Below are 15,566 nucleotides of genomic sequence, written 5' to 3' on the forward strand. Positions count from 1 at the left end.
ACCTAAACGAAGGCTGAATTAAATCTTTGTTGTGTTCGACTTAAATCAACAAAGCGCGGGCTGCCCCCACGGTCTTGCTCGAATCCCTTTTAACATCAGCACCCACGCAGCAATGATCACCAACGCTAAGATGACAAACAGCGAGGAAGGCGGCAGGCTGGTTAGCACTACGCCACTCACTAATGGGTTAATCGCGGCACCAAGCCAGCCTAAAGACTGGGCGGAAAAATAGCTGGCTTTCATTCCTGGCGGCGCAATATGGTCAATCAACATATACTCGCCCGGCGCATAAATGATTTCACCGACAGTAAATACCGCAGCTGACATACCCCACAATAGCAGGCTGTTGCCGGAAAAAATAAAACCGACCAGACCGATGACGAAACAGAGGGTGCCTGCTGTCATCAGCGCGCGGATGTTAGCCGGGTTAAGTCGGCGGCCCACGGAATATTGCAACGTAACCACCATGGCAGCATTCACCGGAAGAACAACCGCGACCACCTTTTCGGCAAAATCCCCATCAGCAATCACCATCACATATTGTGAAATGCATGAAGCAAATGCGCCGCTTACAAAAGAAGCCAGAAAACCAGAGCAGGTAAACCACAACAGTGCTTTATCTTGTAATAAAACTTTCGGCGACCAGACACTGCCTGTTTCCGTGGCGATGATTTTCTCGCTGCGCTTTACCCAAATTTGAATGAAAAGCATGGGAAACGCGGAACAGATAGCTGCCAGCCAGAAGGGCAGATTGATGCTCTGCATCACCAACAGCGTGCCGAGCGGCGGACCGATGGTCCAGCCAATGTTTAGCATGGTGTAGTTGATTGAGAAGATTTTCGTTTTGCTGGTGGACGAAAGATTGTCGGCAAACCAGGCTTTCAGCACGGTAGCAAAAACAGAATAGGCGCAGTTAATGAGGGCAAAAAAGAGCACAACCAGCGTCACGTTATTCACTAAAGGAATGGCAATAAAACCGCTGGCGAAGACGGTAATTGCCAGTAACATATAGCGTTTCTTGTCGAACTTATCCGCCAGGATACCAAAACCGAGGCTAAAAACGACGCCAATAGTGAGCGCAATTGTCATCGCATAACCGATTAGATCGACACTCAGGCTGTACTGGCGACTCAAGTAAATGGTCATAAATGGCAGCGTAGCGCCGCGTCCGATGGTTAATAACAACGACGAGGCAAGAAGGGCGCTGGTAGAGCGTCGTAGGGATAAGTTCATTTGTCTGTCCGGCAGTGCGTTTCGTTATGTTTTGTTTTAGAGATGTAAAGAAATAGCATGGCAAAAATCCGAAGTATAGCGACTTATTTGCGCATTAATGCCGTCGTAACCGGCGACTAACGAATCAACTGTTAAAGAAAAGTAAATTCAGCTAAGTTAATTGCTTACAAAAGATGAAATTCAGAGGCGGTAGAATGTCGCGAAAAGATGGTGTGTTGGCGCTACTGGTAGTGGTCGTATGGGGGCTAAATTTTGTGGTCATCAAAGTGGGGCTTCATAACATGCCACCGCTGATGCTGGCCGGTTTGCGCTTTATGCTGGTCGCTTTTCCGGCCATCTTTTTTGTTGCACGACCGAAAGTACCACTGAATTTGCTCTTGGGGTATGGATTAACCATCAGTTTTGCGCAGTTTGCCTTTCTGTTCTGCGCCATTAACTTTGGTATGCCTGCTGGACTGGCTTCGCTGGTGTTACAGGCACAGGCGTTTTTTACTATCGTGCTTGGCGCGTTTACTTTCGGGGAGCGACTGCATGGCAAACAATTGGCGGGGATCGCCTTAGCGATTTTTGGCGTACTGGTGTTAATCGAAGATAGTCTGAACGGTCAGCATGTGGCGATGCTCGGCTTTATGTTGACCCTGGCTGCAGCATTTAGTTGGGCGTGTGGCAACATCTTCAATAAAAAGATCATGTCGCACTCAACGCGTCCGGCGGTGATGTCGCTGGTAATCTGGAGCGCTTTAATCCCAATCATTCCCTTCTTTGTTGCCTCGCTGATTCTCGATGGTTCCGCATCCATGATTCACAGTCTGGTTACTATTGATATGACCACCATCTTGTCGCTGATGTATCTGGCGTTTGTGGCGACAATTGTTGGTTATGGGATCTGGGGGACGTTACTGGGACGCTATGAAACCTGGCGGGTTGCACCGTTATCGTTACTGGTGCCCGTAGTCGGACTGGCAAGTGCGGCACTATTGTTGGATGAACGCTTAACGGGTCTGCAATTTTTAGGTGCGGTGCTCATTATGACCGGGCTGTATATCAATGTATTTGGCTTGCGGTGGCGTAAAGCGGTAAAGGTGGGAAGTTAATAAGCCCCGAGATGTCGGGGCCAGAACAAACTACATAGCGTGTTGATTATAATAGGGCACGCCGAGCGCATCCGACTTATCACTGCCAGTACCCATGTGATTTAAATCAAACGGTGGTTGTTCCTGTGATGGGGGAACAACCACTACATTGGCACAAGAAATAACAACTGGCTGCGTGGTTTGTTCCGCAACGCCCTGCGCGGAAAAGAGAATAAGCGCAGCTGCTATTGCGGATGAAAGTGGTTTCATGATTGCCTCAGTGACGTTGTCACGTTATCAACTAGCTATTGTAATGATTTAATGGATGTAAAAAGCGCGATTCGCCCTGCATATTGGTCATCCGGTATTTATGCGGCGGAACATCAAAGTAATTTTTGAAGGTTCGGGTCAGAGTTTGTTGCGACTCGAAGCCATATCGTTCTGCCAGATAGAGTATCGGCTCGTTACTTTCCTTCAGCTTTTGCGCGATTTCCGTCATCTTACGGCTGCGGATGTATTGGCCTAATGAATGACCGGTTTCTTTTTTAAACATCCGTTGCAGGTGCCATTTGGAGTAACCCGAACGCTCTGACACTTTCTCCAGTGACAGTGGCGATTCCAGGTTGTCCTCGATCCAGTCCAAAATGCTATGAATGGTAATAGCGTCAGTATTGCGTCTGGACATCGTCATACCTCTTTTTTGTTTACGGCAGGACTTTCTTAAGCAAATGCTCAAGTGTTGCCACTTCGTCCGCCGTCAGGTTTTTTGTTAATTCTTGATGCAGGTCCTGGCCAACTAATTGATGGCATTGTTCGCATATTGCCGCGCCGCTGGTGGTAAGTTTTACCAGTACGCCGCGCTTATCATTCGGGTTCGGCAACCGTTCAACCCAGCCTTTACAGACCAGGCGATCCAGCATACGGGTCAGTGCTCCCAGGTCGACCGACAACACTTTTTTCAGTTCAACCGGAGTAATACACGCCGCGCAGCGGATAGAGCAGAGCACCTTAAACTGTGCCGCGGTAATATCCAGCGGAGACAGATACTCGTTAAGCAGGCGATCTTTCTTCTGATTAACCATATGGATTAAGCGACCCAATGGAATAATTTCATTGAACAGATCGCTGGTACTTTTCACATTAGTTGCCCTGGCAAGTAATTAGTTGCAGGGGATAATATTGCCCAGGCAAGTATAAGTCAAATGAATGAATTGACCGATGCCACGTTTTGCTAAATCGGTTCAAGTTTTGTTCAATGCGATGCAAGGCTAGCTAAAGAGTGACACTTTATCCTTGTTTACCCCTTATACTTTTCGCTGATAACCCAGATACACAGGATAACAACCACCAATGTTAGATTTGTTTAAAGCAATTGGCCTGGGGCTGGTGGTGTTGCTGCCGTTAGCTAACCCATTAACAACTGTCGCGTTATTTCTTGGCCTGGCAGGCAACATGAACAGTGCCGAACGTAATCGTCAGTCGTTGATGGCCTCGGTGTACGTATTTGCCATCATGATGGTGGCGTATTACGCCGGGCAACTGGTGATGGATACATTTGGCATTTCGATTCCCGGTCTGCGAATTGCAGGCGGCTTAATCGTCGCGTTTATCGGTTTTCGGATGCTCTTTCCGCAACAGAAAGCGATTGATTCACCGGAGGCGAAAAGCAAGTCGGAAGAGCTGGAAGATGAACCCAGTGCCAATATTGCCTTTGTGCCGCTGGCAATGCCAAGTACTGCCGGTCCGGGAACCATAGCGATGATTATTAGCTCGGCGTCCACAGTGCGTCAGAGTTCAACCTTCGCTGATTGGGTACTGATGGTTGCGCCGCCGCTTATCTTTTTCCTGGTGGCGGTTATTTTGTGGGGAAGCCTACGCAGCTCCGGCGCAATTATGCGGCTGGTGGGCAAGGGTGGCATTGAAGAGATCTCCCGTCTGATGGGATTCCTGCTGGTATGTATGGGTGTGCAGTTTATTATTAACGGCATCCTGGAAATCATTAAAACGTACCATTAAAAAAGGCCCGAATGGGCCTTTCAACTATTGCGTCTGTTCTTCGAGTGTCACTGGCCAGCGGCGAAATATAATGATTGACCATATTAACGCGGCAAAAGCAGGCACCGCGCCCACATAACCAATCATCGACATTGACCAGTGCAAACTCACCTGATTACCTACCAACGCACCCGCCCCGATTCCAATATTAAATATGCCGGAGAATAGCGCCATCGCGACGTCGGTAGCATCTGGTGCCAGCGCCAGCACTTTAACCTGCATACCAAGCCCGATGATCATCATCGCGATCCCCCAGAAAATACTCAGCACCCCGAGGTGTATTTCACTGTTCGCCGCAGGTAGCAGCAGTGCCAGACACACCAGCAACAGCGCAATTGCCGTACTCACCAACGCAGACGCATACTGATTACCCAGTTTACCGAAAATCACGCTGCCAATAATGCCCGCACCACCGAGTAATAACAGTAATGCCGTGGCAAAGTTGGCGCTGAATCCCGCAATGTTTTGCACAAAAGGCTCGATATAGCTGTATGCCGTGTAATGGGCGGTGACAACCACCACAGTTAACAAATAAATGCTCATCAATGCCGGGCGGCGGAACAATAGCGGGAGGCTTTTCAGTGAACCGGAATGCTCACTGGGCAGTAAGGGAAGTAACTTAATCAGGCACAAAAGGGTGATAAGCGCCCCAATACCAATCGCGAAGAAGGTCATTCGCCAACCGAAATACTGGCCCACAATGCGCCCGAGAGGTAAACCTAAGACCATCGCCAGTGCTGTACCGGTGGCAATTAAACTCAATGCCTGTGCTCGCTTCCCGGCCGGAGCCATACGGATCGCCAGAGACGCCGTAATCGACCAGAAAATCGCATGTGCAAAAGCCACACCAATGCGACTGATCACCAGAACGGTAAAGCTCCACGACAAAAACGACAGTACGTGGCTGGCAATAAACACCACAAACAGGCAGATCAGTAATTTGCGCCGTTCAACCTGACTGGTCATTAACATAAAAGGCAATGACATTAGCGCTACTACCCATGCGTAAATGGTCAACATGATGCCGACCTGAGCGGTTTGCATGTGAAAACTTTGCGCAATGTCAGAGAGCAGGCCAACAGGGACAAATTCGGTGGTGTTGAAGATGAAGGCGGCGACTGCCAGCGTAACGACCCGTAGCCACGCCACTTTGCGGGAAACAGTGTTTGTTGTCATAACAGATTATCGGGTGAGTTGCGAAAAAGTGATGAAATGATCTTAAAACGGTTAATGATGTGAATACAATGCATTTGTGATCTGGATCGCGTTTTCCGTTTCTCTGACGCTGATTCTGTTCCTCGTCAGAGAGTCGGTAACATCACGGTTTAATGACGTTCAGGAAGGTCTGGCGTTTTGGCGGTTGCGGGTATAGGTGGTCTGACAGGGGAGCGAGGCCTGTTTTTCACCAGGTCTTCGTGAGTAACTTTTGGCGGCGTTTCATTTTTTACAAACAGTTTGAGGGTCCTGCGCGCCATATGTTTGATAATTTTATCATCACTTAATGATGCTGGCATCAACACGTCATTCAGATCACTTTCATTGGGATTCATAAATTGGTGATAGTGCAATAACATATTGGCGAAAAATAAAAAAAAGTCCTGAAAATGAGGAGATTCTTGTTCTGCTAAAAGGGATAAAAAGCAGATGCAGACTTCGGGTAGTACATGTTTGTTAGAACCTAATGAATCCATCAGGCTTTGCAATAAATCCTCTTTTAATTCGCCGTCTGTTATGTCGAGAATGGCGGTGATCAAGTTAGGATCTTTATTGACGAACCATCTGTGAACCTCAGAGTTACTCCATAATCGGGGGAGTATGACAAAATTACCGCGAGAGATAAAATTCAGGACAAGCAAATCAAACTGGCGTAAGTAATCTGCAGCGGTATGGTGATCCGGAGGCAGGGGTTCAATATGTGGTGTATGCGCTCTTTTGATGGGAACGCCAAGGTTGATCATTGGAAATTGTTCAATAAAATCATTCAGAAACAGAAAGAGCACACGCTCGACGCCGGTCTGAAATACGCGCCCCATAGTGACAGGCTTTGGGTTGGGAGCGCAAAAAATATTAATTTCTCCATCATGGCGAAAATTATCTAAATAAATAGGGCTTAAATTTATTACTACCTGAAATTCAATATTTTCTTTGTGTCTTCCATTCCTGGCGGGATAAGTGAGTTTAAACTGAACCTTTTCATTGTATAGCGTGTCGTTACCCCGAAAAGAAGTCCTCTGAATATATGATAAGTTGTCAAGGTTATTAAATATCTTTTTTGTGGCTGAGTTGATGTTTAAAGACGTGCGCCACTCTTCATTACATATTATTGTACTAAGTGCATCAATAAAATCCTTTAAAACTTCTTTTACCTGCGGTGCAATATTACGTACGGGAAAATTATCAGGAAGAGATATGTAATTGCTGATGCTTACTGGCGTAACCATATTTGCCCCATATAGTCATAAGTCATCGGAACATCACTATATAGAGCATATTAACCGCAAGAACTATCAAAAATAGCTCATTGATATCCCTGTCTTGCCGAGTCAGGCACATCCAGCAGTTGAATAAATGCCTCGAGCGGACGTGTTTTCGCACCACGACGCCAGACCAGCCAGGTTGTTAACCAACGCCATTGCTCAGCTAACGGCCACGCTTCAACCTGGTGATGCCCCGGCATACTTTCCAGCATAGAGCGCGGAATAAGCGCAATGCCTGCTCCTGCGATCACACAGGCCAACATTCCGTGATAAGACTCCATCTCATGGATAGTTCCCGGAGCGGCACCGTCAGCATGAAACCAGCTCTCGAAGTGGCGACGATACGAACAATTGGCGCGGAAGGCATAAATGTTACTGCCATTAACCTGACTGGCACGGGTTACTGGCGCATATCCTTGTGGCGTGACGATCATCAGTTCCTCGCGGTATACCGGTATCCCGTCGATGGCAGTATGGTTAATGGGTCCATCAATAAACGCCGCATTCAGTTTTCCCTCCAGTACACCATCCAGCATAGTGCCGGAAGGGCCGGTGGAAAGTGAAAACTGAATTTTGGGATAACGACGGTTGAATTCCGCCAGCGTGGCTGGAATGCGCACTGCAGCGGTGCTTTCCAGCGAACCAAGAGAAAATAAACCTTGCGGCTCATCGCCAGCGACAACGCTCCGCGCTTCATCCACTAACGCGAGAATTTGTTGGCTATAGCGTAAAAAGTTATGCCCGGCAGGAGAGAGACGTAAACGCTGATTCTCGCGAATAAACAGATCAACCCCCAGTTCTGTTTCCAGCTGGCGCAGACGGGTAGTGAGATTCGACGGCACGCGATGCACTTTTGCTGCAGCCTGGGTTATGCTGCCAGCTTCGGCAACCGCGTTGAACATCTCCAGTTGGGTCAGATCCATAGCATTCTCGATTCGTGAATAAGTGGCTTAATATTATTCATTTTAAAGCAAGAGTAAATCTGCGTATCTTCATACCATGACTCATAAAGGAGATACCCCGATGACCATTACTCCGGCAACTCATGCAATTTCGATAAATCCTGCCACGGGTGAACAACTTTCTGTGCTGCCGTGGGCTGGCGCTGACGATATCGAAAACGCACTTCAGCTGGCGGCAGCAGGCTTTCGCGACTGGCGCGAGACAAATATAGATTATCGTGCTGAAAAACTGCGTGATATCGGTAAGGCTCTGCGCGCTCGTAGCGAAGAAATGGCGCAAATGATCACCCGCGAAATGGGCAAACCAATCAACCAGGCGCGCGCTGAAGTGGCGAAATCGGCGAATTTGTGTGACTGGTATGCAGAACATGGTCCGGCAATGCTGAAGGCGGAACCTACGCTGGTGGAAAATCAGCAGGCGGTTATTGAGTATCGACCGTTGGGGACGATTCTGGCGATTATGCCGTGGAATTTTCCGTTATGGCAGGTGATGCGTGGCGCTGTTCCCATCATTCTTGCAGGTAACGGCTACTTACTTAAACATGCGCCGAATGTGATGGGCTGTGCACAGCTCATTGCCCAGGTGTTTAAAGATGCGGGTATCCCACAAGGCGTATATGGCTGGCTGAATGCCGACAACGACGGTGTCAGTCAGATGATTAAAGACTCGCGCATTGCTGCTGTCACGGTGACCGGAAGTGTTCGTGCGGGAGCGGCTATTGGCGCACAGGCTGGAGCGGCACTGAAAAAATGCGTACTGGAACTGGGCGGTTCGGATCCGTTTATTGTGCTTAACGATGCCGATCTGGAACTGGCGGTGAAAGCGGCGGTAGCCGGACGTTATCAGAATACCGGACAGGTATGTGCAGCGGCAAAACGCTTTATTATCGAAGAGGGAATTGCTTCGGCATTTACCGAACGTTTTGTGGCAGCTGCGGCAGCCTTGAAAATGGGCGATCCCCGTGACGAAGAGAACGCTCTCGGACCAATGGCTCGTTTTGATTTACGTGATGAGCTGCATCATCAGGTGGAGAAAACCCTGGCGCAGGGTGCGCGTTTGTTACTGGGCGGGGAAAAGATGGCTGGGGCAGGTAACTACTATCCGCCAACGGTTCTGGCGAATGTTACCCCAGAAATGACCGCGTTTCGGGAAGAAATGTTTGGCCCCGTTGCGGCAATCACCATTGCGAAAGATGCAGAACATGCACTGGAACTGGCTAATGATAGTGAGTTCGGCCTTTCAGCGACCATTTTTACCACTGACGAAACACAGGCCAGACAGATGGCGGCACGTCTGGAATGCGGTGGGGTGTTTATCAATGGTTATTGTGCCAGCGACGCGCGAGTGGCCTTTGGTGGCGTGAAAAAGAGTGGCTTTGGTCGTGAGCTTTCCCATTTCGGCTTACACGAATTCTGTAATATCCAGACGGTGTGGAAAGACCGGATCTGACGCGACATATTCAGCTCTGATATACTCGCAGGTCTTTTCAGACCTGCGGTCCAGGAGTAGAAAGTGGCAGTCGCCATGGATAATGCAATTTTAGAAAACATCTTGCGGCAAGTGCGGCCGCTCATTGGTCAGGGTAAAGTCGCGGATTATATTCCGGCGCTGGCTACAGTAGACGGTTCCCGATTGGGGATTGCTATCTGTACCGTTGACGGACAGCTTTTTCAGGCCGGAGACGCGCAAGAACGTTTTTCCATTCAGTCTATTTCCAAAGTGCTGAGTCTCGTTGTCGCCATGCGTCATTACTCCGAAGAGGAAATCTGGCAACGCGTCGGCAAAGATCCGTCTGGATCACCGTTCAATTCCTTAGTGCAACTGGAAATGGAGCAGGGTATACCGCGTAATCCGTTCATTAATGCCGGTGCGCTGGTGGTCTGCGATATGTTGCAAGGGCGATTAAGCGCACCACGGCAACGTATGCTGGAAGTCGTGCGCGGCTTAAGCGGTGTGTCTGATATTTCCTACGATACGGTGGTAGCGCGTTCCGAATTTGAACATTCCGCGCGAAATGCGGCTATCGCCTGGCTGATGAAGTCGTTTGGCAATTTCCATCATGACGTGACAACCGTTCTGCAAAACTACTTTCATTACTGCGCTCTGAAAATGAGCTGTGTAGAGCTGGCCCGGACGTTTGTCTTTCTGGCTAATCAGGGGAAAGCTATTCATATTGATGAACCAGTGGTGACGCCAATGCAGGCGCGGCAAATTAACGCGCTGATGGCGACCAGTGGTATGTACCAGAACGCGGGGGAGTTTGCCTGGCGGGTGGGACTACCGGCGAAATCTGGCGTTGGGGGCGGTATTGTGGCGATTGTTCCGCATGAAATGGCCATCGCAGTCTGGAGTCCGGAACTGGATGATGCAGGTAACTCGCTTGCGGGCATTGCCGTCCTTGAACAATTGACGAAACAGTTAGGGCGTTCGGTTTATTAATGCAGTCTCTCGATCCTCTCTTCGCGCGTTTATCCCGTTCAAAATTTCGCTCTCGCTTTCGTTTGGGCATGAAAGAGCGTCAGTATTGTCTGGAGAAAGGCGCGCCAGTCATCGAACAACATGCGGCGGATTTTGTCGCTAAACGTCTTGCTGCGGCATTACCGGTTAATGACGGTAAGCAAACCCCCATGCGCGGGCATCCGGTGTTTATCGCTCAGCACGCCACCGCGACCTGCTGTCGCGGTTGTCTGGCTAAGTGGCATAACATTCCGCAGGGTGTTTCGTTAAGCGAAGAACAACAACGTTATATCGTGGCGGTAATCTATCACTGGCTGGTTGTACAGATGAATCAGCCATGAGAATTGCGGAAAACGACAAAATAGCATTCCCAGGGTACCTTTATTTGCCGCCGCTGTCAGCGAACATGCTATCTTGGTTCGGTCAGTATTGATAGTCTGGATTTCTGGCCTTTGCTTGCGGACTGGTTCAGTGAGCAATTCTCAACGGGCGTGTTGATCGTGCCTTGTATGCTGACGTTGGCTATTCCTGGAGTGCTGCCGCGCTTTAAAGCAGAACAGATGATGCCCGCCATCGCGCTTATTGTGTCGGTTATTGCCTCGGTAGTCATTGGCGGAGCGGGGAGTCTGGCGTTCCCGCTGCCTGCATTAATCTGGTGGGCAGTGCGCTATACGCCGCAGGTAACATGTCTGTTGACCTTTGTCACCGGTGCGGTGGAAATCGTACTGGTGGCAAATTCGGTGATTGATATCTCGGTCGGTTCGCCGTTCTCCATTCCGCAAATGTTCTCCGCACGTCTCGGTATTGCCACGATGGCGATATGCCCAATTATGGTTTCTTTTAGCGTGGCAGCGATCAATTCGCTAATGAAGCAAGTTGCGCTGCGAGCCGACTTTGATTTTCTGACTCAGGTTTACTCACGGTCCGGTCTTTATGAGGCGCTGAAAAGTCCATCGCTGAAACAGACACAACATCTGACTGTCATGCTGCTTGATATCGACTATTTCAAAAGCATTAACGATAACTATGGACATGAATGTGGCGATAAAGTGTTAAGCGTGTTTGCCCGGCATATTCAGAAGATTGTCGGTGATAAGGGGCTGGTGGCGCGAATGGGCGGCGAAGAATTTGCTGTTGCAGTGCCGTCGGTGAATCCTGTCGATGGTCTGCTAATGGCGGAAAAAATCCGTAAAGGCGTTGAACTGCAACCATTCACCTGGCAACAAAAAACGCTTTATCTCACGGTAAGTATTGGCGTCGGTAGTGGTCGCGCATCGTACCGAACGCTGACCGATGACTTTAATAAATTGATGGTCGAAGCCGATACGTGTCTGTATCGCTCGAAGAAAGATGGGCGCAACCGTACCAGCACTATGCGTTACGGTGAGGAAGTTGTCTGACATCTTTATTCATTACGCGCGATTTGAATGCAATGTGTTCTACCACTTTATGATCCAGGAAAAGGCGTTTTTCCTCGATTAAACCATGATCCGCGCCACACTTTTCTCATAAAACTGCTCATTAATCATCAGGAGTTGATCAAAACAGGGGTTCGGCGTATTAAAGTTTGCTAACCTGTCGTACCAATTCAAACAGGTTGTATGACTAATCAGAAGGGAACCCATTGTGAAAACACTAAATCGTCGCGATTTTCCCGGTGCACAGTATCCAGAACGTATCATTCAGTTTGGTGAAGGTAACTTCCTGCGCGCCTTTGTTGACTGGCAAATCGATCTCCTGAATGAGCACACCGATCTGAATTCTGGCGTGGTCGTTGTTCGTCCGATTGAAACTTCATTCCCGCCGTCACTGAGCACGCAGGATGGTCTGTACACCACCATTATCCGTGGCCTGAATGAGAAGGGGGAAGCGGTCAGCGACGCGCGTCTGATTCGCTCGGTTAATCGTGAAATCAGCGTCTACAGTGAATACGATGAATTCCTGAAACTGGCGCACAACCCGGAAATGCGCTTTGTTTTCTCTAACACCACCGAAGCGGGTATCAGCTACCATGCGGGCGATAAATTCGATGACGCGCCAGCGGTAAGCTATCCGGCAAAACTGACCCGTCTGCTGTTCGAACGCTTTAGCCATTTCAACGGTGCGCTGGATAAAGGTTGGATCATCATTCCGTGTGAGTTGATTGACTACAATGGCGACGCGTTGCGTGAACTGGTGCTGCGCTATGCGCAAGAGTGGGCACTGCCAGAAGCATTTATTCAATGGCTGGATCAGGCTAACAGCTTCTGTTCTACGCTGGTGGACCGTATCGTTACCGGTTATCCGCGCGATGAAGTGGCTAAACTGGAAGAAGAACTGGGTTATCACGATGGTTTTCTCGACACCGCTGAACACTTTTACCTGTTTGTGATTCAGGGACCGAAATCCTTAGCGACTGAACTGCGTCTGGACAAATATCCGCTCAACGTGCTGATTGTTGACGATATTAAACCGTACAAAGAACGCAAAGTGGCAATCCTCAACGGTGCGCACACCGCGCTGGTGCCGGTGGCGTTCCAGGCAGGGCTGGATACCGTAGGTGAAGCGATGAACGATGCTGAAATTTGCGCATTCGTTGAAAAAGCTATCTACGAAGAAATTATTCCGGTACTGGATTTGCCTCGTGATGAACTGGAATCTTTCGCCAGTGCAGTCACCGGGCGTTTCCGTAACCCGTACATTAAGCATCAGCTGCTGTCTATCGCGCTCAACGGTATGACCAAGTTCCGCACCCGCATCCTGCCACAGCTGCTGGCAGGGCAGAAGGCAAACGGCACACTTCCGGCGCGCCTTACTTTCGCATTAGCGGCATTGATTGCGTTCTATCGTGGTGAGCGTAACGGCGAAACATATCCGGTACAGGACGATGCACACTGGCTGGAACGTTATCAGCAACTCTGGAGCCAGCATCGTGACCGTGTTATCGGCACCCAGGAACTGGTAGCGATTGTTTTGGCAGAAAAAGACCACTGGGAGCAGGACCTGACGCAAGTGCCTGGTCTGGTCGAGCAGGTTGCTAATGACCTGGATGCGATTCTCGAAAAAGGGATGCGCGAAGCTGTACGTCCGTTGTGCTAATAACACCGTTACTTCTGAACCCGGTTTCGACCGGGTTTCTTATTTCACCATATTAGTTACAACATCCTATATGCCTTTATCATTAACAGGTGCCACATGCAGCGCCTGCTAATGTTGTAAGCTTGTAGGTAATTTGTAAGTAGCGTCTTGAGAATGTGATCGTAATCACGTTTAATAGGGCGACTTTTCCACGCCTGAAGATAACCATGATTGTTCGTCCACAACAACACTGGCTGCGCCGTATTTTTGTCTGGCACGGCTCAGTATTATCCAAGATATCCTCGCGCTTACTACTCAATTTTCTCTTTTCTATCGCTGTTATTTTCATGCTGCCCTGGTACACGCATCTGGGCATCAAATTCACCCTCGCACCGTTCAGCATTCTCGGTGTCGCCATCGCCATTTTTCTTGGTTTTCGTAATAATGCCGGGTACGCCCGTTACGTTGAAGCGCGAAAACTTTGGGGGCAGTTGATGATTGCCTCACGGTCGTTACTGCGCGAGGTAAAAACGACATTGCCGGATTCGGCAAGTGTAAGGGAGTTTGCCCGGCTGCAAATCGCTTTCGCCCACTGTTTACGCATGACATTACGCAAACAGCCACAGGCGGAAGTGCTGGCTCATTATCTCAAGACTGAAGATCTTCAGCGTGTACTGGCTTCGAACTCTCCAGCTAACCGTATCTTGTTAATAATGGGAGAATGGTTGGCGGTTCAGCGCCGCAATGGACAGCTTTCAGATATCCTGTTTATTAGCCTCAACGATCGGCTTAATGATATTTCAGCGGTCCTGGCAGGATGCGAGCGCATTGCCTATACGCCAATTCCCTTTGCCTACACCCTGATTTTGCATCGTACCGTTTATCTGTTTTGTATCATGCTGCCGTTCGCGCTGGTCGTGGACCTGCATTACATGACGCCTTTTATCTCTGTGCTGATTTCCTACACTTTTATTTCGCTGGATTGTCTGGCGGAAGAACTGGAAGATCCGTTCGGTACTGAAAACAATGATTTACCACTGGATGCCATCTGCAACGCTATTGAAATTGACCTGTTACAGATGAACGATGAAGCCGAAATTCCAGCAAAAATTCTTCCCGATCGTCATTACCAGCTGACGTGATATTTACTCCATACGCCGGGCAACAATAAACAGACGCGGAAATGCCAGCAGTATCTGTCCGTTCTCTTGCAGTGGATACTGCTCTTCCAGCATCTGATGGTAGCGCTTAAGAAAAAGCTGCTGTTCGCTCTCGGTCAGATCCTGTAACCACGGACGTAATCCAGTGGCAGTCACCCAATCGATAATCGCCTGGTGTGACGGCATCTGGTGATAGTAGGTGGTTCGCCAGATATCGACCTCACATCCGGCTTCGCTCAAAATATCGTAGTAAGCATGAACGCCAGCCAACGGCTCACGCCCGCGATCCGGGTAGTTTTGTTCCCAGGCAACTTCGCGCATGAGCACATGGGTCGGCTCCAGCCAGTTATCTGGCATCTGTACTGCCAGCACGCCCTGCGGATTAAGTAAAGAAACCAGATGAGGAAACAATTCGTAGTGGTCGGGCAGCCATTGCAGTGAGGCATTAGCAAAAATCAGATCGAGTGCCTGTACCGGTTGCCAGTTGCGGATGTCTGCTTCCACGAACTGGCAGTCTGGCAAAGCACTGCGCGCTTCAGCAATCATCGCCGGAGACGAGTCGATGCCTGTTATCCTGGCCGCAGGCCAACGTTGTTGTAGAAGGGCGGTGCTGTTACCTGGGCCACAGCCAAGATCGGCAACATATTCGACATTTTCCAGCGGCACTCTGGCAAGCAGCTCCACCGCCGGACGCGATCGTTCAGCGGAAAAGTGCAAATATAAAGAGGGGTTCCAGTCAGACATTTTTTTACTCCCGTCAGCGCGTTACCCCAATTGTAGATAAAATTGATAAATTCGCCTCACGGCATCAAACCATTGAACAGACGTTTTTTACGCGGCCCGGTCATTAAAGATTCCAGTTTCGCGACACAGGTTTTGTAGTGGGGCGTGGTTTTATGGAACGCCACTGCGTCTTCATCTTTATAGGCTTCGTAGATATAAAAGCGCGAATTCACTTCCGGGTCCTGTAAGACATCGAAGCGCAAATTGCCTTCTTCCTGTACAGAGCCCAGGTGGTTCTGGCGAAAAACTTCGATAAACTCGTCAACCTTGTCTTCATGAACGTTAATTTCAACCAGTGTGACGTGCAT

The 15,566-nt window shown here is 49.2% G+C and carries 16 protein-coding genes and 1 pseudogene; 8 read left to right on the plus strand and 9 right to left on the minus strand.

Going from position 1 to position 15,566, the window contains the following annotated elements; translation table 11 throughout:
• Positions 1–45: 45 nt before the first annotated feature.
• Positions 46–1,233, minus strand: coding sequence for an efflux MFS transporter YdeE (ydeE, locus tag K0778_RS02650; protein ID WP_001054207.1), 1,188 nt, complete (start codon positions 1,231–1,233; stop codon positions 46–48).
• A gap of 194 nt (positions 1,234–1,427) precedes the next feature.
• On the opposite strand from ydeE, the gene eamA reads away from it, so the two are divergent.
• Positions 1,428–2,327: an O-acetylserine/cysteine exporter gene (gene eamA, locus K0778_RS02655; protein WP_000087214.1), complete on the plus strand. Its 900-nt coding sequence runs from the start codon at positions 1,428–1,430 to the stop codon at positions 2,325–2,327.
• Positions 2,328–2,357: 30 nt separating this feature from the next.
• On the opposite strand, the gene marB is transcribed toward eamA, so the two are convergent.
• From marB to marR, 3 genes are read right to left on the minus strand one after another with little or no spacing between them, the layout of a single operon-like run.
• Complete coding sequence (gene marB / locus K0778_RS02660; RefSeq protein WP_063084871.1) at positions 2,358–2,576, minus strand: multiple antibiotic resistance protein MarB; 219 nt, start codon at positions 2,574–2,576, stop codon at positions 2,358–2,360.
• A gap of 31 nt (positions 2,577–2,607) precedes the next feature.
• A complete protein-coding gene (marA, locus tag K0778_RS02665) occupies positions 2,608–2,991 on the minus strand; it encodes an MDR efflux pump AcrAB transcriptional activator MarA (protein WP_000091199.1) in 384 nt (127 codons plus the stop codon).
• A gap of 19 nt (positions 2,992–3,010) precedes the next feature.
• Complete coding sequence (marR, locus tag K0778_RS02670; protein ID WP_000843419.1) at positions 3,011–3,445, minus strand: multiple antibiotic resistance transcriptional regulator MarR; 435 nt, start codon at positions 3,443–3,445, stop codon at positions 3,011–3,013.
• Between the two features lie 211 nt (positions 3,446–3,656).
• On the opposite strand from marR, the gene marC reads away from it, so the two are divergent.
• Entirely contained in the window at positions 3,657–4,322 is a 666-nt protein-coding gene (gene marC, locus K0778_RS02675; protein WP_063084870.1) for an NAAT family transporter MarC, read from the plus strand.
• 24 nt (positions 4,323–4,346) lie between these two features.
• Here marC and ydeA read toward each other — a convergent pair whose 3' ends face one another.
• The 3 genes from ydeA to K0778_RS02690 form a co-directional block, all read right to left on the minus strand.
• Positions 4,347–5,537 (minus strand): L-arabinose MFS transporter, encoded by a 1,191-nt coding sequence (gene ydeA, locus K0778_RS02680; protein ID WP_000210799.1) that lies wholly within the window; start codon positions 5,535–5,537, stop codon positions 4,347–4,349.
• Between the two features lie 149 nt (positions 5,538–5,686).
• Positions 5,687–6,802 (minus strand): putative protein YneK, encoded by a 1,116-nt coding sequence (gene yneK / locus K0778_RS02685; protein ID WP_063084869.1) that lies wholly within the window; start codon positions 6,800–6,802, stop codon positions 5,687–5,689.
• Positions 6,803–6,879: 77 nt separating this feature from the next.
• Positions 6,880–7,761, minus strand: coding sequence for a LysR family transcriptional regulator (locus K0778_RS02690; RefSeq protein WP_000366501.1), 882 nt, complete (start codon positions 7,759–7,761; stop codon positions 6,880–6,882).
• Positions 7,762–7,861: 100 nt separating this feature from the next.
• Here K0778_RS02690 and sad point away from each other — a divergent pair, with 100 nt between their 5' ends.
• From sad to K0778_RS02720, 6 genes and pseudogenes are all read left to right on the plus strand, one after another.
• Positions 7,862–9,250, plus strand: a complete 1,389-nt coding sequence (gene sad / locus K0778_RS02695; protein ID WP_000156615.1) for a succinate-semialdehyde dehydrogenase — start codon at positions 7,862–7,864, stop codon at positions 9,248–9,250.
• Positions 9,251–9,313: 63 nt separating this feature from the next.
• Positions 9,314–10,240 (plus strand): glutaminase B, encoded by a 927-nt coding sequence (glsB, locus tag K0778_RS02700; RefSeq protein ID WP_000257409.1) that lies wholly within the window; start codon positions 9,314–9,316, stop codon positions 10,238–10,240.
• Positions 10,240–10,599 (plus strand): DUF4186 domain-containing protein, encoded by a 360-nt coding sequence (locus tag K0778_RS02705; protein WP_001191019.1) that lies wholly within the window; start codon positions 10,240–10,242, stop codon positions 10,597–10,599. Before glsB ends, K0778_RS02705 begins: the two co-directional genes overlap by 1 nt.
• Before the next feature lie 72 nt (positions 10,600–10,671).
• Positions 10,672–11,658 (plus strand): annotated as a pseudogene (locus tag K0778_RS02710) (GGDEF domain-containing protein); the annotation flags it as partial.
• A gap of 226 nt (positions 11,659–11,884) precedes the next feature.
• Complete coding sequence (uxaB, locus tag K0778_RS02715) at positions 11,885–13,336, plus strand: tagaturonate reductase (RefSeq protein WP_000854633.1); 1,452 nt, start codon at positions 11,885–11,887, stop codon at positions 13,334–13,336.
• A gap of 206 nt (positions 13,337–13,542) precedes the next feature.
• The gene (locus K0778_RS02720) at positions 13,543–14,457 is read left to right on the plus strand and encodes a bestrophin family protein (RefSeq protein WP_001313828.1); all 915 of its coding nucleotides are present in this window, start codon (positions 13,543–13,545) and stop codon (positions 14,455–14,457) included.
• Positions 14,458–14,460: 3 nt separating this feature from the next.
• Here K0778_RS02720 and tam read toward each other — a convergent pair whose 3' ends face one another.
• Positions 14,461–15,219 (minus strand): trans-aconitate 2-methyltransferase, encoded by a 759-nt coding sequence (tam, locus tag K0778_RS02725; protein ID WP_001286597.1) that lies wholly within the window; start codon positions 15,217–15,219, stop codon positions 14,461–14,463.
• 56 nt (positions 15,220–15,275) lie between these two features.
• Positions 15,276–15,566 (minus strand): (4S)-4-hydroxy-5-phosphonooxypentane-2,3-dione isomerase, encoded by a 291-nt coding sequence (gene lsrG / locus K0778_RS02730; RefSeq protein WP_000558527.1) that lies wholly within the window; start codon positions 15,564–15,566, stop codon positions 15,276–15,278.

The organism is Escherichia sp. XD33, assembly GCF_019375075.1.
Classification (GTDB): Bacteria; Pseudomonadota; Gammaproteobacteria; order Enterobacterales; family Enterobacteriaceae; genus Enterobacter; species Enterobacter flexneri_A.